Origin of the sequence: Comamonas sp. GB3 AK4-5, from assembly GCF_041320665.1 — a bacterium.
Taxonomy (GTDB): Bacteria; Pseudomonadota; Gammaproteobacteria; order Burkholderiales; family Burkholderiaceae_C; genus Comamonas.
The window spans coordinates 3,991,662-4,006,988 of record NZ_CP166730.1 but is presented as its reverse complement, the minus strand read 5'-3'; the positions used below and the strand labels follow the sequence as shown (position 1 = coordinate 4,006,988).

Annotated in this window: 14 protein-coding genes; 9 read left to right on the top strand and 5 right to left on the bottom strand. The window is 65.0% G+C overall.

Translation table 11 applies throughout. The features are described 5' to 3' along the window. Window positions 1–5: 5 nt before the first annotated feature. The gene (locus tag ACA027_RS17915) at window positions 6–500 is read left to right on the top strand and encodes a hypothetical protein (RefSeq protein WP_370679549.1); all 495 of its coding nucleotides are present in this window, start codon (window positions 6–8) and stop codon (window positions 498–500) included. Between the two features lie 54 nt (window positions 501–554). Here ACA027_RS17915 and ACA027_RS17910 read toward each other — a convergent pair whose 3' ends face one another. Both ACA027_RS17910 and ACA027_RS17905 read right to left on the bottom strand, forming a co-directional pair. Beyond that, on the bottom strand, window positions 555–881 hold the full coding sequence (locus ACA027_RS17910; protein WP_370679548.1) for a hypothetical protein: 327 nt from the start codon (window positions 879–881) through the stop codon (window positions 555–557). Window positions 882–904: 23 nt separating this feature from the next. After that, complete coding sequence (locus ACA027_RS17905; RefSeq protein ID WP_370679547.1) at window positions 905–1,159, bottom strand: hypothetical protein; 255 nt, start codon at window positions 1,157–1,159, stop codon at window positions 905–907. Between the two features lie 101 nt (window positions 1,160–1,260). Here ACA027_RS17905 and ACA027_RS17900 point away from each other — a divergent pair, with 101 nt between their 5' ends. Beyond that, window positions 1,261–1,833: a molybdenum cofactor biosynthesis protein MoaE gene (locus ACA027_RS17900; RefSeq protein ID WP_370679546.1), complete on the top strand. Its 573-nt coding sequence runs from the start codon at window positions 1,261–1,263 to the stop codon at window positions 1,831–1,833. A 179-nt stretch (window positions 1,834–2,012) separates the two neighbouring features. Here ACA027_RS17900 and ACA027_RS17895 read toward each other — a convergent pair whose 3' ends face one another. Beyond that, window positions 2,013–2,906, bottom strand: a complete 894-nt coding sequence (locus ACA027_RS17895) for a DMT family transporter (protein WP_370679545.1) — start codon at window positions 2,904–2,906, stop codon at window positions 2,013–2,015. A 144-nt stretch (window positions 2,907–3,050) separates the two neighbouring features. Here ACA027_RS17895 and ACA027_RS17890 point away from each other — a divergent pair, with 144 nt between their 5' ends. The 6 genes from ACA027_RS17890 to ACA027_RS17865 all read left to right on the top strand — a co-directional run bounded on the left by ACA027_RS17890 (window position 3,051) and on the right by ACA027_RS17865 (window position 11,253). Continuing rightward, the gene (locus tag ACA027_RS17890; protein ID WP_370679544.1) at window positions 3,051–3,968 is read left to right on the top strand and encodes a helix-turn-helix domain-containing protein; all 918 of its coding nucleotides are present in this window, start codon (window positions 3,051–3,053) and stop codon (window positions 3,966–3,968) included. Between the two features lie 297 nt (window positions 3,969–4,265). Continuing rightward, complete coding sequence (clpB, locus tag ACA027_RS17885) at window positions 4,266–6,872, top strand: ATP-dependent chaperone ClpB (protein WP_370679543.1); 2,607 nt, start codon at window positions 4,266–4,268, stop codon at window positions 6,870–6,872. Window positions 6,873–6,916: 44 nt separating this feature from the next. Next, window positions 6,917–7,288, top strand: coding sequence for a hypothetical protein (locus ACA027_RS17880; protein ID WP_370679542.1), 372 nt, complete (start codon window positions 6,917–6,919; stop codon window positions 7,286–7,288). Between the two features lie 305 nt (window positions 7,289–7,593). Then, window positions 7,594–9,030 (top strand): coniferyl aldehyde dehydrogenase, encoded by a 1,437-nt coding sequence (locus ACA027_RS17875; RefSeq protein WP_370679541.1) that lies wholly within the window; start codon window positions 7,594–7,596, stop codon window positions 9,028–9,030. A gap of 478 nt (window positions 9,031–9,508) precedes the next feature. Next, complete coding sequence (locus tag ACA027_RS17870) at window positions 9,509–10,030, top strand: N-acetyltransferase family protein (protein ID WP_370679540.1); 522 nt, start codon at window positions 9,509–9,511, stop codon at window positions 10,028–10,030. Window positions 10,031–10,074: 44 nt separating this feature from the next. After that, window positions 10,075–11,253, top strand: coding sequence for a methyltransferase (locus tag ACA027_RS17865; protein WP_370679539.1), 1,179 nt, complete (start codon window positions 10,075–10,077; stop codon window positions 11,251–11,253). Window positions 11,254–11,316: 63 nt separating this feature from the next. On the opposite strand, the gene ACA027_RS17860 is transcribed toward ACA027_RS17865, so the two are convergent. Further along, a complete protein-coding gene (locus tag ACA027_RS17860) occupies window positions 11,317–11,880 on the bottom strand; it encodes a hypothetical protein (protein ID WP_370679538.1) in 564 nt (187 codons plus the stop codon). Window positions 11,881–12,099: 219 nt separating this feature from the next. Here ACA027_RS17860 and ACA027_RS17855 point away from each other — a divergent pair, with 219 nt between their 5' ends. Next, on the top strand, window positions 12,100–13,134 hold the full coding sequence (locus ACA027_RS17855; protein ID WP_370682622.1) for a tRNA dihydrouridine synthase: 1,035 nt from the start codon (window positions 12,100–12,102) through the stop codon (window positions 13,132–13,134). Between the two features lie 205 nt (window positions 13,135–13,339). Here ACA027_RS17855 and ACA027_RS17850 read toward each other — a convergent pair whose 3' ends face one another. Further along, a complete protein-coding gene (locus ACA027_RS17850) occupies window positions 13,340–15,205 on the bottom strand; it encodes a phospholipase D family protein (protein ID WP_370679537.1) in 1,866 nt (621 codons plus the stop codon). Between the last annotated feature and the right edge of the window lie 122 nt (window positions 15,206–15,327).

Below are 15,327 nucleotides of genomic sequence, written 5' to 3'. Positions count from 1 at the left end.
GGGCCATGGCCGCTCCCCGGGCGCTGCGGCCTGAGGCCCTGGTTGACGAGCTCAAGGTGCGTGCCCGCGTGCAGCTGAACCGGGCCCGGCGCGAAGGCCAGGCCGGCGCGACCCGTTTGCGCGATGCCCTGCACGAAGTGGCCCGTGAGTCAGGCTTTGCCGACTGGGAGCATGCGCGCCGCGTGCTGTCCGGTCTGGCGGCTCCTGGTGAAGATCTGGGCAGCTTCTGGCATGCGGCAGGCACAGGCATCTTGCTGCACATCTGGTTTGCCAGCCACGAAGAGGGCAGGGCAGTGGTAGCCAACGATCCCGGCGGTTTTCTGCTGCCCTACCGGCGCCAATGTTTTATGGTGCAGGCCCCATTCATTGAAGCTTTGGGGCTGGACCCGCAGGATGCGGCATGGGCCGCCATAGACCATGATTTGGTGGCGGGCTATGGCTCTGAAGCTTGGCGAGTCCTCAGCTGGCAACGTCTGCGTGCGCTGCAGCGTGGTGCTTGAAGGGCTTTTTCTGCGGCCCCTTGGGGGAAGGGGGTAAGTCGGCTGGTGCTGCGATCAGCTGGCTTGTTCGCCCCGTGGCAGCTGCGGTGCGCGCCATTCCAGCAGCTCGGCCAGGCGCTGAATCACCCAGCCGGCTTCCGGCGTGCTGACCACCGAGCCCTCGGCCGCCAGGCCGGCGTGAAAGCCCAGCAGCACGCCTTCTTCGCTGGAGTTGCCGCTGTAGTAGAGGGTCTGCGCCTGCTCCACCAGGTGGCAGGCCAGGTCTTCGCACAGCTCGTAGCGCTCCACCACCTCGGCCAGCGGCGTGCGGATGCGGCCGGCGCGGTCGCGGAACAGCGCGGCAAAACTGTCTGGGGGCTGGATCTGGCTGGTGTCGTCCATGGGCGTATCCGCTGCAGTCCGGCTCAATCGGCCTCGAACAGGCGCTCGAAGCGGGCCTGGTCTTCGGCCAGCTCGCAGGTCACCAACTGGCCCTGCTTGCCATCGCTTTTGCGCTGGGCAGAAAACAGCGTGGCCTTGCCGCGAAAGCCGTAGTCGGGCAGGTGGATCAGGGTGTACATATGGGGCACAAAGCTCTGGTGCTCGAAGATCACGCGGTGCTCGTTGCGTGGCGAGGGGTAGAGCATGTACTCCAGGGTGTGTATGGTTTCGGTGGCCATGCGAATCAAGGGTGCGGGCGGGGCGGCAATGCTACCGCGAGCCGCCGGGGCATGGGCACGGACGGGTTTTGCCCAGGCCGGCTGCTGCCACAATGCGGTGCATGTCGATTGCTGCCACTTCACCCGCCACCGCACGCGTGGTCATACAGACCCAGGACTTCGATCTGAGCACCGAAGTCCAAGCCCTGCGTGCGGGCGACGCTGGCGTGGGCGCGGTCTGCAGCTTTGTGGGCACGGTACGTGACCGGACTGCAGCCCCCACGCTCGGCACTGGCGTGTCCTCGCTGCCCCCCGAGGGGGCCCTTGCGCCTATGGGCGGCCGTGCGGCGCAAGAGGGCGATGTCATCAGCTGCATGGAGCTGGAGCATTACCCTGGCATGACGGAAAAAAGCATAGAGGCCATCATCGATCGCGCCGTGGCCCGCTTTGGCATTCATGGCGCCCGCGTCATCCACCGGGTCGGGCCCTTGCAGCCCATGGACCAGATTGTGCTGGTGGCCGTGACCTCGGCCCACCGCGGCAGCAGCTTTCAGGCCTGCGAATTCATCATGGACTATCTCAAGTCCGAAGCCCCGTTCTGGAAAAAAGAGCAGACCGCGCAGGGCGCACGCTGGGTGGATGCGCGCGTCAGCGATGAGCAGGCCCTGGCACGCTGGCTACAGGCCCCCCCCTGAGCGGCTGCGCCGCTTCCCCCTGGGGGACGACAGCCTCGCTGCGGGGCGGCCCTTGCTCGCTGTCTGCTGGCCTGGAGCGCGCCAGTTTTATGCGGTTGGGGGCGCAACATTTTTCCTCAAGTCGTGTGGGAATTCTTGTTGTGATGGCCTTGCATGCCTTATGTAAAAAGCATGGGTAGCTATGCTTTTTGAGCTTGCTGATATTGCAGCCAGCGCGGCGGCTTGAACACCAGCACATTGCCGGCCAAGGTCAGCAACAGGCCCAACACGGCCAGCGGGGTCCAGACATAGCCTTCCCAGATGGCCGAGACATTCAGCGCCACGATGGGGAACAGCACCGTGGCATAGGCGGCTTTTTCCGGGCCCAGCCGGCCCACCAGGGTCAGGTAGGCAGTAAAGGCAATCACCGAGCCGGGAATCGCCAGGTACAGCAGGCCCATTGCATATTCCGGGCGGGCATCGAAAGTCCAGGGCAGGCCGGCGATCAAGGCATAGGCCGTGAGCAGCAGCGTGCCGGCCAGCATGCCCCAGGCATTGGTCTGCAGCGGGCGAAAGCCCAGTTGCTGCAGCGAGGCCGACAGCATATTGCCGCAGGAAAAGCACAAGGTGCCTGCCAGGGCCCACAGCAGCCCGCTCCAGCTGGCATGGGCGCCATGCTGCAGCTCGGGCCAGAACAGCAGTACCAGGCCGCCCAGGCCCAGCAGGCTGCCGGCCAGCACATGGGGTGCCAGGCGGCGACCGTAGACCAGGCGGGCCAGCAGGGCATTCCAGATGCTGGCGGTGGAGAACACCACGGCAGCCAGGCCGCTGGCCAGGGTCTCGCTGGCGTACATAAAGCAGACAAAGTTCAGGCTGAACAGGCACAGGCCCTGGCCCAGCACGCGGGGAATGGCCGCGCCGCGCGGCGTGCGCCATTGGCGCGAGAGCAGCAGCCAGGCAAACATCACCAGCGTGGCCAAGGCAAAGCGGTAGGCAATCGAGACCTCGACCGGCACAGCGCCGAGCTGCAGCTTCAAAGCCAACCAGGTGGAGCCCCAGATCAATACGACCAGGGCGTACAAAGGCATCGTCATCATTCAAAAAAACCAAGTGGGGCAGCCAAAGCTGCGAAAAAGCGGGGGTGATGATGCGCTCTGCCAGCCGTAGCCCATGGCAGATTCCTGCGGTTTTGTGGGGCGCCGCCAAGGGGAGCGAGGGCTTGGCGCGAAAATATCGCCATGACGCCCATGCCGCAGTCCTCCTTGCCCGCTTGCCACCTGAGCCAGGTGCTGGGGCGCTCCAAGGCGCAGCTGCAGCGGCGTGCACGCCTGGGTGATGGGCTGGAGCTGGCGGTCTGGACCAACCAGAACGATGAGGTGCGCTATGCCCAGCAAGGCCACCACACGCTGTCGGTCTATCTGGCGGGCGGCCATGGCTCGCGCCTCAAGCTGCAGCCCCAGGCCCTGGGGGCGCCGGGGCGCAGCTGCGTGCTGCCGGTGGCCCATGAGTCCCACTGGGTGGTGGGCGAGGCAGTGCAGTTTCTGCACCTTTATGTCTCCGATCTGGCCTGGGCGGAGCGCGTGGTGCGCCTGCTGGATGCAGAGCCGCGCGCCCGCACGCTGGCGCCGCAAATCTACATGCAGGAGCCGCTCTACCAACAATGGGCCCAGCAGCTGCAGTCGCTGGACTGGAGCCAGCCCGGTGACGCCCTGCGGGCCGACCAATTGAGCCAGCAGGTGCTGGACCAGTTGGTGCTGCGCTCGGCCACGCCGCACCAGCGCCAGGCCGCAGAGCGTCCGCAGGGTGGCCTGTCCACCGTGGCGCGGCGCCGGGTGCTGGAGCATGTGGAGGCCCATCTGGCGCACAGCAGGGCGCTCAGCCTGCCCGCGCTTGCCGGTGTGGCCTGCTTGTCGGAGTACCACTTTGCCCGCATGTTCCACCAGAGCATGGGCTGCACACCCCATGCCTGGGTGATGCAGCGGCGTCTGGCATGGGCAAGACAGGCCTTGGCAGCGGCCGGCCAAGCCACGACGCTGCAGGCTTTGGCCATGGACAGCGGCTTTTCCAGCGCCAGCCATTTGGTACGTTGTTTCAAGGCCCATTGGGGGGTGACGCCGGCGCAGTTTGTGCGTTGGGGTGGTGGGGCACCCCCCTGAGTCGCCTGTGGCGCCTTCCCCCCGCTCTTCGCTCGCTGCGCTCGCGGGCAGGGGGACGCTACCAGCGCGGCGGGGCGGCCCTTGCGCGGCAGCCCTGGCGTGGGCCTTGTCAGTTTTGCGCCTCCGCGCTTCTTTCTCTGGGGCGCAGCATTGCGAGCACAAGGCAGGTTCTCCTACGCGACACTTGATGCAGATCAGGTGCACAAGGGCGGCTGCATGGGGCAATATCTTGAAGGTGGCCGAGATGTCCCCACCTGTCTAGCAGTTCCATTTTTGCTGTTGAGAGAGCCCTTCATCATGCGTATCGACAAGCTGACGACCAAATTCCAAGAAGCCCTGGCCGAGGCCCAGACCCTGGCCCTGGGCAATGACCACAACCGTATCGACCCCCTGCACCTGCTGGCTGCCATGCTGCGCCAGCAGGATGGCCCACGGGCGCTGCTGGAGCGTTCGGGCGCCAAGGTGGCTGCCATGCAGACCGCCGTGGAAAACGCCATCAAGGCCTTGCCCACGGGGGACAGCGGCGCCGAGGTGCAGCCGAACTCCGAGCTGATCCGCCTGCTGCAGGCCACCGAAAAAGAAGCCATCAAGCGCGGTGACCAGTTCATCGCCAGCGAACTGCTGCTGCTGGCCCTGGCCGACAGCGATACCCAGGCTGCAAAAATCGCCAAGGACAACGGCCTGTCGCGCAAGCGCATGGAGGCCGCCATCGAGGCCGTGCGGGGCGGCCAAAAAGTGGACAGCCCCGAGGCCGAAGGCCAGCGCGAGGCGCTGAAGAAATACACGCTGGACCTGACCGAGCGCGCCCGCGCCGGCAAGCTGGACCCGGTGATTGGCCGCGACGATGAAATCCGCCGCTCCATCCAGGTGCTGCAGCGCCGCAGCAAGAACAACCCGGTGCTGATCGGCGAGCCCGGCGTGGGCAAGACCGCCATCGTCGAAGGCCTGGCCCAACGCATTGTCGAGGGCGAGGTGCCCGAGACGCTCAAGGACAAGCGCGTGCTGGTGCTGGATATGGCCGGCCTGCTGGCTGGTGCCAAATACCGCGGCGAGTTTGAAGAGCGCCTGAAATCCGTGCTCAACGAAGTGGCCAAGGAAGAGGGCCGCGTGATTTTGTTCATCGACGAGATCCACACCATGGTGGGCGCCGGCAAGGCCGATGGCGCCATGGATGCCGGCAATATGCTCAAGCCCGCTCTGGCGCGGGGCGAGCTGCACTGCATAGGCGCGACCACGCTGGACGAGTACCGCAAGTACATCGAAAAAGACGCGGCGCTGGAGCGGCGCTTCCAGAAGGTGCTGGTCAAAGAGCCCAGCGTGGAAGACACCATTGCCATTCTGCGCGGCCTGCAGGTGCGCTACGAGGCCCACCACGGCGTGGACATTACCGACCCCGCCATCGTGGCGGCGGCCGAGCTCTCCAACCGCTACATCACCGACCGTTTTCTGCCGGACAAGGCCATTGACCTGATCGACGAGGCGGCTGCCAAGATCAAGATCGAGATCGATTCCAAGCCCGAGGCGCTGGACAAGCTCGAGCGCCGCATGATCCAGCTCAAGATCGAGCGCGAGGCTGTCAAGAAGGAAAAGGACGAGGCCTCGCAAAAACGCCTGCAGCTGATCGAGGAAGAGCTCGAGAACCTGGAGCGCGAATACGCCGACCTGGAAGAGGTGTGGAAGTCTGAAAAAGCCAGTGCCCAGGGCTCGGAGCAACTGCGCAAGGAGGTCGACCAGATCCGCGTGCAGATCGAGGATTTGAAGCGCAAGGGCGACTTCAACAAGGTGGCCGAGCTGCAGTACGGCAAATTGCCCGAGCTGGAGAAAAAGCTCAAGGCGGCCCAGGCCAGCGAGGCCGATGGCCAGGCGCCCCAGCACCGTTTGCTGCGCACCCAGGTGGGGGCGGAGGAAATCGCCGAGGTGGTGAGCCGTGCCACGGGCATTCCGGTGGCCAAGATGATGCAGGGCGAAAAAGACAAGCTGCTGCAGATGGAGGGCAAGCTGCATGAGCGCGTGGTGGGCCAGGACGAGGCCATCAATGCGGTCTCCAACGCCATCCGCCGCTCGCGTTCGGGCCTGTCCGATCCCAACAAGCCCCTGGGCAGCTTTCTGTTCCTGGGCCCCACGGGTGTGGGCAAGACCGAGTTGTGCAAGGCGCTGGCGGGCTTTTTGTTCGACAGCCAGGACCACCTGATCCGCATCGACATGAGCGAGTTCATGGAAAAACATAGCGTGGCACGCTTGATTGGCGCGCCTCCGGGCTATGTGGGCTATGAAGAGGGTGGCTATCTGACCGAGGCCGTGCGCCGCAAGCCCTATAGCGTGGTGCTGCTGGACGAGGTGGAAAAAGCCCATCCCGATGTCTTCAACGTGCTGCTGCAGGTGCTGGACGATGGCCGCCTGACCGATGGCCAGGGCCGTACCGTGGACTTCAAGAACACGGTGATCGTGATGACCAGCAACATCGGCTCGCAGCTGATCCAGAGCATGGTGGGCCAGGATGCCGAAGACATCAAGGAAGCGGTGTGGGGGGAACTAAAGACGCATTTCCGACCCGAATTCCTGAACCGCATCGACGAAACCGTGGTCTTCCATGGGCTGGATGCCAAGAACATCGAGGCTATTGCCAGGATTCAGCTGCGTTTGCTGGCGTCCCGGCTGGAAAAAATGGAGCTGTATTTGCAGGTTTCCGAACAGGCCTTGGCAGAACTGGCTAAAGTGGGCTTTGACCCGATCTTCGGTGCCCGTCCGCTGAAGCGGGCCATACAGCAACGCATCGAAAATCCGTTGTCCAAGCTGCTGCTTGAGGGTAAGTTCCCACCCAAGAGCGTCATCGAGGTGGCGGTCGATCCGGTGCAGGCGCCGGGCGTGTTCCAGTTCTCGCAAGCGACTCCTGTTGGGAAGTAAGCGCTGCATGAACCGCACGCCTGGCATGCAAGAAAGGTGATGTTTTGAACAATTTCGCTCACACGGCCATACGTTGGGCCACCCGCATCTTCCTGCTGCTAGCGGGCGCAGTATTTCTGGTGTCCCTGCTGGCGGTGGCCAGCCTGCTGGCCCTGGTCTGGGGGGCTCGCGCCCTCTGGGCCAAGCTCACGGGCCGGCCCGTGACGCCTTGGGTCATGCCCATGCGCCCCGGCGCAGCCTGGTCCTTCTACAGTCCGAACAGCTGGGCCGGTGCCATGGGTGCCGGCAGCGCTGGTGGTGCAGCGGAAGCCGCAGCTTCTGAAAGCGATGCCAGTGCTCCCGGCAGCAAGCGCAGCGGTGTGCTGGCCAGCGTGGCCCGCGATATCACCGATGTGCAGCCGCGTGAAATAAAGTGAAGCACCCCCTGAGCCGCTTTGCGGCTTCCCCCTCTCTCGCTTTGCTGCGCAATGCGGGAGGGGGACGGCACCGTCGCTGCGGGGCGGCCCTTGCGCGGTGCCCTGGCGAAAGGGCCGCTGCATGCGACAACGTCAGTTCTCTGCCTCGTGCCCTTGGTTTGACTCCCTCGCCCTTCGGGGAGAGGGCTGGGGTGAGGGGGCTTTCGGCATGGCGTCTATAGCCTTTTTCACGCGCGCTGACTGAGCGCGTTGTGGTTTCGGGCCTGGGCGCCCGGTAATGCTTTTCTTGCAGGGATATCTGGCGCATGACTTCTCCCGCTTTGCAACAGGCTTTCGAGCTGCAATACCAGGCCAGCCGCCAGCAGGTGGCGGTGCCCGCCATGCTGCGCAAGGAGCGGCTGCTGCGGGTGCAGCGCATGCTCGACGAGCATGGCGCGGTGCTCACGGCGGCGGTGCAGGCCGACTTTGGCGTGCGCTCCGTGCGTCTCACGGAGTTTGTCGATCTGTTGATGCTGCGCACCCAGCTCAAGCAGGCCCTGCGCAAACTGGAGCGCTGGATGCGGCCGCGCCATGTCTGGACACCGTTGCAGCTGTGGCCGGCACGGGCGCGCATCGAGCGCCAGCCTCTGGGGGTGGTGGGCATCATCGCCCCCTGGAATTACCCGCTGCAGATGGCATTGGGCCCGGCCATTGCGGCTTTGGCCGCGGGCAACCGCGTCATGCTCAAGCCCAGCGAATTGGCTCCCCATACGGCCGCGCAGCTGGCTGCCGTGGTGGCGCAGTTTTTTGCACCTGAAGAGTTTTGTGTGGTGCAGGGGGACAGCTATCTGTCCAGCCAGTTTGCCGGTTTGCCTTTTGATCATCTGATGTTCACCGGCTCCACGGCAGTGGGCCGGCGTGTGGCCCAGGCCGCGGCCGTGCACCTGACGCCCACCACGCTGGAGCTGGGGGGCAAATCACCCTGCATTTTGTCCAACGACTGCGATATGCAGCAGGCGGCGTTGCGCGTGGCCCATGGCAAGTTGCTCAACGCCGGGCAGACCTGCATCGCACCCGACTACCTGCTGCTGCCACGTGGCCAGGAGCTGGCCTTTGAGCAGGCCTATCGCCAGGCCGTGGCCCAGCTCTATCCCAAGGTGGTGGGCAATCCGGACTATGCGGCCATCATCAACCAGCGCCATGCACTGCGTCTGCGCCAGCTGCTGCAGCAGGCCCAGGCTCAGGGCGCCCAGGTGCAGACCCTGGACCCCGCTGCCGGCAAGGGGGAGGAAGCCAGCACCGGCTGGGGCGATGCCAGCCAGCGCCAGATGCTGCCCACCCTGGTGTGGAATGTGCAGCCCGATATGGCGTTGATGCAGGAAGAAATCTTTGGCCCCATCCTGCCCGTGGTGCCCTATGACCGGCTGGACGACGCCATTGCCGCCATCAATGCCGGGCCACGTCCCTTGGCGCTGTACTGGTTTGGCAAGGACGAAAAAGCGCGGGACGCGGTGCTGCAGCGCACGGTCAGCGGCGGCGTTACCGTCAACGACACGCTGCTGCATGTGGCCCATGAGAGTTTGCCCTTTGGTGGCGTGGGCGACAGCGGCTGGGGTGCCTACCATGGCGAGCATGGTTTTTTGCGCTTCAGCCACCAGAAGGCGGTGTGCCTGCAAGGGCCCTGGAGCGCCATGCAATGGCTGTACCCGCCCTATGGGGTGCGCTTTGACCAGATTTTGGCGCTGTTGAAGCGCTGGGGATAAACACACGACACCCCCCTGAGCCGCTACGCGGCTTCCCCCCGCTCTTCGCTCGCTGCGCTCGCGGGCAGGGGGACGACAGCCTCGCGGCGGGGCGGCCCTTGCTCGCTGTCTCTGTGTTGGGTCGTGCGGGCTCACACGGTATGGGTTGCTTGGGAGTTGGGCGAGAGGCCAACCACCTCCATGGGGACATCGTGATCGCGCTCCCCACTTTTGCAGCAGGGGGACGACAGCCTCGCGGCGGGGCGGCCCTTGCTCGCTGTCTCTGGCGAAGTCACCCGCTTTCACGCTGCTGTATGGATGTGCCTGCAGCGCGGCGCGGCGTGAAAGCGCCTGCTATCACATCCGCTATACCACGGCAAGGCGCTGCTGACAGCCGTACTGGTGCAAATGGCTACAGCAATAGGACGTGCGTCCCGGCAGCGTTTCACAGACAATTGCCAGCTTTCGTTTTTCAACCGCTGTTTTCGTTTCGTTTTCCATGTCCAGTTACCAGGTCCGTCCCGCTACGCTTCGCGATGCGAAGGCCATCGCACAGATTCACACTTCGTCCGCCTTGGAGGCCTACCGAGGTATCGTGCCAGACGACCAATTGAAGGCCATGTCGTCTGTTGAAAAGCGCCAGGCTTATTGGCGCGAGGCCATTGAATATAGTGAGCCCCAAGTGCAAGTCGCCATTGATGGCGACAAGATTGTGGGCTTTGTCGGTTTTGACCGTTCCCGCGACGAGAAGTCGCGCCAGACTACCGGTGAGATCTGGGCCATTTACGCGGCCCCGACCCATTGGGACCAAGGCGTGGGCGTGGCCCTGTGGGATGCCGCACGCGACGGTCTGGCCGAAGAAGGCTGTACCAATGTCACCTGCTGGGTGCCGCTGCGCAATGAACGCGCGCTGCGCTTTCACGAATCCGCAGGCTTCAAGCGCGAGATGACCACGGCCAAGACCAATGTCATTGGCGGCGTCAAGATCGAGGAAGTGCGCCTCAAGCGCCCCTTGAACTGATCTTTTTTTCCTGCGGGCCGTGAGGCCCAGAAAGTGCACCCCCCATGCTGCAATGGCAACACCAGGGCAAGGATTTCCAGGCAGCATGGCACAGCGAAAGCGCTGCTGCCGCGCCGCGCCGCCTGCAAGTGGTGGACGACAGCCTGTCTGCCGACACCGCCTACCGCCTCGCCTGTGAAGGCACGGCCCTGCTGTGGCAGGGCGATTTCCAGAACGCCCGCCATTTGCTGGATGCGCTCAAGCGCCGTCTGGACAAGCCGGTGCGCGCCGAGTCTGCCAAGGCCAGGCACCAGCGGCGCCAGGTGGGCGCCAAGGCCGATGCGCCCACCTTCCCCCATGCTTTTCACCTCTATCGCCAGTCCCAGGCCCAGCGCGCTCGCGTGCTGAACAGCCTGTTGGTGGTGGTGCAGCCTGACTATGTCATTTCGCTGCGCCGTGCGCCCGATTGGAAGCTGGCTTTCAACGAAGCCTGGGGGGCTGCGGCCGTCACCAAAGGCCCCCGTGTGGTGGCCTTGCGTGAATTGCTGGGCGTGGTTGCCGCGCACGAATGGCGCAAAAAAGGCGTGCCCATGCCTTTGCTGGGTGACGATGTCCACATCCATGCGCACTACGGCGTGTTCTCTCCGGTGCGGGGTGAATATCTGGATCTGGTGGCTGAAGCGCCGTTGCCGGCAGCTGGCGAAGCCCTGGCTTTTGATATTGGCGTAGGTACCGGCGTGCTGTCGGCGCTGCTGCTGCAGCGTGGCGTGGAGCGCGTGGTGGCCACCGATCTTTCGCCCCGTGCCATCTCTTGTGCCAAAGACAATTTCAAGCGCATGGGGCTGAGCGATCAGGTGGATTTGCAAGCCTGTGACCTGTTCCCGGAAGGACAGGCCGGTCTGATCGTCTGCAACCCACCATGGTTGCCGGGCAAGGCCAACACCACGCTGGAGCAGTCGGTGTATGACCCGGACAGCCGCATGCTGCGCGGCTTTTTGCAAGGCCTGCGCGCCCATCTGGCGCCGCAGGGTGAGGGTTGGCTGATTCTGTCCGACCTGGCCGAGCACCTGGGCCTGCGCAGCCGTGCCCAGTTGGAAACCTGGATTGCAGAAGCCGGCCTGAAGGTGCTGGAGCGGCGGGACACCCGTCCTACCCATGGCAAAGCCCAGGATGCCAGCGACCCGCTGCACAGTGCCCGCGCGCAGGAAGTCACCTCGCTGTGGCGCCTTGCAGCGCAAAGCTGAGCCCTGTTTGCCTCCACCTGAAAGCCCGTCTCTGTGCGGGCTTTTTGCTGTCTGGCGAGGGCGTCAGCGGGTGTGGGGCGGTGAGGGTGGTGGCATATCGTCGGCGCTTTCCATGTCGTCCAGCTCGACTGGGGGCGCCAGCAGCAGCTGCAACTGGGTGCGCAGACAGTGGATGCGGCGGCTGCCGCCCTGGTGAATCAGGGCCTGCATCCAGCGGGAGCAGGCAGCGCGCAGGCTGGGAAGGTCTGGCGCATCGGACAGCAACCGACGCAGCAGGGGGGCCAGCTCATCCTCTTGCTCATGCAGCAGGCGCTCGCACAGCTCCTGCAACTGGGCGCGCAGGCGTGCCAGGTGCAGGTCGGCTGCGTGAAGGGCATCCATATAGGTCGGGTGCAGCAGCATGAGGTAGCCGGCGTCCAGCAGCTCTTGCACCAGGACGGCGCCCTGTCCGTGGAACAGGGCCTCCAGCAGGCGGCGTGGAATGCCTTCCGCCATCAGCAGCACGGAGCGCTGGCGCAGCGTGAAGGCCGTACGGCCAGCCAAAGCCTGGGCCGCCAGCGGGGTGCGCAGCAAGAGGGCTTGGGGAGAAGGGAGGCAGGAGAGCTGGGCCTGGTCGGAAGCAACCATGCCTTATTGCAGCACCGTTGGGTGACAAATCCATGAACCCTGCAGCCAGCAGGGGAGATGGCGACAATAGCGCTCCAGCGCCTTGCATCCACGTGGCCGTGCGCCAGCGGGTGCAGCGATTGCTCTTGAAAACAGAGCATTCTGTGCTGATGGGGTCTGCGTAAAACCGTTTTTTGTCTTGTATTTTGGGTCGACCCGGCGAGGGCCGGCATGAGCACCATGAAAATATTGCTGGCTCCCATGGAAGGGCTGCTGGACTTTGTCTTGCGCGATGTGCTGACCCAGGTGGGTGGTGTGGACCGCTGCGTGTCCGAATTCATCCGCGTCAGCGGCTCGCTGCTGCCCGACCGGGTGTTCCAGCGCTATATGCCCGAGCTGCACCACGGCAGTCGCACGCTGGCAGGTGTGCCGGTGCGCGCCCAACTGCTGGGCTCGGACCCGGTGAGCATGGCCGAAAACGCGGCCAATCTGTGCCGACTGGGGCCTGAGGGGATAGATTTGAACTTTGGCTGCCCGGCCAAGGTGGTGAACCGCCATGGCGGCGGGGCGTCCATGCTGCAAGACCCGGAATCCATTGCCCGGCTGGTGGCGGCCGTGCGCCGCGCCGTGCCGGCGGAATTACCGGTGTCGGCCAAGATGCGCCTGGGTTTTCACGACACCGGTCTGATGCGCGAGTGCGCCCAGGCCATGGCCGAGAGCGGGGCCTGCGAAATCGTGGTCCATGCCCGGACCAAGGCCGATGGCTATCGGCCGCCGGCCTATTGGGAGCTGATTCCCGCGATCAAAGCGGCGGTGCGCGTGCCGGTGATTGCCAATGGCGAGATCTGGAACGTGCAGGATGCGCTGCGCTGCCGCGAGCGTTCGGGCTGCGAGGACCTGATGCTGGGCCGTGGCAGCGTGGCCGACCCCGGCCTGGCGCTGGCGCTGCGTGCCGCTGTGGCTGAAGGCTTTCCCCTGGCCGATGCCGTGCCCGCCGAGCAGCCTCCGGTGGTGCCCTGGGCGCAGATGCTGCCCCATTTGCAGCGCTTTTGGGACATGGTCTGCCGCGACCTCAACCCCGGCCAGCGCGCCGGCCGGCTCAAGCAATGGCTGAACCTGATGCGCCGCCGCTATCCGGAAGCGGAAACCGCTTTTCAGACGGTGCGCGTGATGACGGTGCAGCAGGATGTGGGCGACTGGATTCGCGCCCAGCATCAACAGTACGGACTGGACTGGGCCCCCAGCGACCCGGACAGTCTGCCCCGGGTTTTATAGAGCAGCAGCCCGGTTGTTCGCCGGCCGGAGTGGGCCTGAAAAAATAGCAAGGCGTTTGCCTTCGCCCCACAACGGCCAGACAGCGCTTGAGGCGCGACGCGCGCCCGCAGACAGTATTTCCATACGGCCAGGGCGTGCAACAAAGCATCAAGCGCTGTATGGCCGCCTCCAAAAGAGGCACCACCAAGCCGTCTGGACAATGTGTTTACAGCAGGTGGTCGGGGGCTAACGGGCCAATGAGGTGAATCATCATGCGCAGCGGCAAGCTAGCATCGGGCTCGGTGGTCTGATCCCCCCAGTCGCGCTCGGGCGGGGCCTGCCACAGCAGCTTGCCGTTGGCCCCCAGCGTGACATGCCAGGCGCTTTCGGCCAGGGTGGCGCTGATGTGGCGCTGCGCCTGCCCGGACAGCTTGCGCGATGCCACCAGCAGGGCGATTTCGGTGTTCTGCAGCTGGGAGCGCATGTCCAGATTCATGGAGCCCACGATGGTGAGTTGCTCGTCCACCACCATCAGCTTGCTATGCAGCATGGCGCGGGAGGCACCGCTGGCACCATTGACCTGGCTGGCGGCCCCGCGCAGGGTGGAGTGCTGATCACCTGTTTGCAGGCTGCGCAGCTCATACAGCTGCACCCCCATGGCCAGCAGCTCCTTGCGGTGGCGGGCGTAGCCGGCATGGGCCAGCGGCGCATCGTTGGAGGCCAGGGAGTTGGTCAGGATGCGGACCTGCACACCGCGGGCGAGGGCGCGGGCGAAGGCCGCCTTCATGTCGGCGCCCGGTACGAAATAGGGCGAAACGATGAGCAGCTTGCTGCGTGCCAGGTCGACCAGGGTCAACAGCCCGTCGACCACATTGCTTTGCGCATCCATGGGGGCCAGCACCCGGCGCAAGGCCTGCTGGCTGCCTGTGCCGGCGTTGGTAGATGCAGCCTGGCGGCGGCTGGCGGGACTGGTCTGTATCAGCGGGGCAGGCTCGGCTGCGGCTGCGGCTGCGGCTGCGGCTGCGGCTTCGGCTTCGGCTTCGGCCAGGGCATCGGCCGCAGGGGCTTCGTTGTCTGAGGGCAGGGCGATCTTGGCGGGCTGGTCGGCCAGCACCAGGCCGGGTGCCCAGATCCAGGGCGCGCTTTCCAGCACCATGGGGGGCAAGGCCAGCAATGCCTGTTGGGTGGCGGCCTGTTCGGCCTGGCGGGGATTGGGCTCGCTCCGGCTATGGTGGGCCTGCATGCGAGCCTGTTGCTCGGGGCTGAGCATGGCATCCAGCTCGGACAGGCTGAGCAGGGACTCCACAGGGTAGGCACGCGCATTGTTCCAATAGCTGTCGAAGCTGCGTGAGAGCTGGCGCACCACGGCGCCGGCGGCCAGGATGTCCAGGTCAATGAAGTTGTCGCTGTCCAGCGCATCGAAATAGGCATCGCCCAGATTGCGGCCGCCGGCAATGCCCACCATGTTGTCGGCAATCAGCTGCTTGTTGTGCATGCGCTGCTGGGCGCGGGAGAAGTCGGTCAGCGTGCTCAGTGCACGCAGCGGCGGTGAGCTGCGTGCCCCCATCACCGGGTTGAACATGCGCATTTCCACACCGGGGACAAAGGCCATGCGCATGACCTGCGCATCCTTGCCTGCGCTGTGAAAGTCATCCAGCAGAATGCGCACGCGTACCCCGCGCCCTGCGGCCCGTGCGATCTCCTGCAGCAGCTTGGCCGTGCTGGCGTCGGCATGGATGGCGTAGTACTGGATGTCCAGCGTCTTTTGTGCGGCCTGGATCAGTGCGAGGCGACCGGTATAGGCAGCTTCGGCTCCGCCCAGCAGCACAAAGCCAGAGTGGTAGGGCGTTTTGGCCTGGATGCGCTGTGCGGCCACCATCTTGCCCAAGGCGGTCTGCTCCGGCTGAGACAAGGCCGTGGAGGGTGTGCGCTGGACATGGGCGGGCAGACCCGCACAGCCCGCCAGCCACAGGCTGGTACACAGCAAGGCCAACGAGGCCAGCCAGCGCCGCCAGTGCGCTGCAAAAAAGAGAGAGACTGTGGGGTGGCCGGTGCGTGCGCAAAGAGGCGGTTGGGGCAGGGGCTGGAGCATGGAGGCTGATTGCAGCATGCGCTAGGTATACCAGCACTGGCAGCGGTGTGCTTGCCGGACAGAGGCCTGGATGCCCTGCTGGAGCTGCAGAAGCGGAAAATCAGCGCTGTATCTTGTCGCGC

Bases quoted from the DNA above. Each gene is read 5' to 3' on its own strand.
- ACA027_RS17865 (WP_370679539.1), top strand. From the start codon at position 10,075: ATGCTGCAATGGCAACACCAGGGCAAGGATTTCCAGGCAGCATGGCAC.
- ACA027_RS17910 (WP_370679548.1), bottom strand. From the start codon at position 881: ATGGACGACACCAGCCAGATCCAGCCCCCAGACAGTTTTGCCGCGCTG.
- ACA027_RS17905 (WP_370679547.1), bottom strand. From the start codon at position 1,159: ATGGCCACCGAAACCATACACACCCTGGAGTACATGCTCTACCCCTCG.
- ACA027_RS17915 (WP_370679549.1), top strand. From the start codon at position 6: ATGGCCGCTCCCCGGGCGCTGCGGCCTGAGGCCCTGGTTGACGAGCTC.
- ACA027_RS17870 (WP_370679540.1), top strand. From the start codon at position 9,509: ATGTCCAGTTACCAGGTCCGTCCCGCTACGCTTCGCGATGCGAAGGCC.
- ACA027_RS17900 (WP_370679546.1), top strand. From the start codon at position 1,261: ATGTCGATTGCTGCCACTTCACCCGCCACCGCACGCGTGGTCATACAG.
- ACA027_RS17875 (WP_370679541.1), top strand. From the start codon at position 7,594: ATGACTTCTCCCGCTTTGCAACAGGCTTTCGAGCTGCAATACCAGGCC.
- ACA027_RS17855 (WP_370682622.1), top strand. From the start codon at position 12,100: ATGAAAATATTGCTGGCTCCCATGGAAGGGCTGCTGGACTTTGTCTTG.
- ACA027_RS17895 (WP_370679545.1), bottom strand. From the start codon at position 2,906: ATGACGATGCCTTTGTACGCCCTGGTCGTATTGATCTGGGGCTCCACC.
- ACA027_RS17890 (WP_370679544.1), top strand. From the start codon at position 3,051: ATGACGCCCATGCCGCAGTCCTCCTTGCCCGCTTGCCACCTGAGCCAG.
- ACA027_RS17860 (WP_370679538.1), bottom strand. From the start codon at position 11,880: ATGGTTGCTTCCGACCAGGCCCAGCTCTCCTGCCTCCCTTCTCCCCAA.
- ACA027_RS17850 (WP_370679537.1), bottom strand. From the start codon at position 15,205: ATGCTCCAGCCCCTGCCCCAACCGCCTCTTTGCGCACGCACCGGCCAC.
- clpB (WP_370679543.1), top strand. From the start codon at position 4,266: ATGCGTATCGACAAGCTGACGACCAAATTCCAAGAAGCCCTGGCCGAG.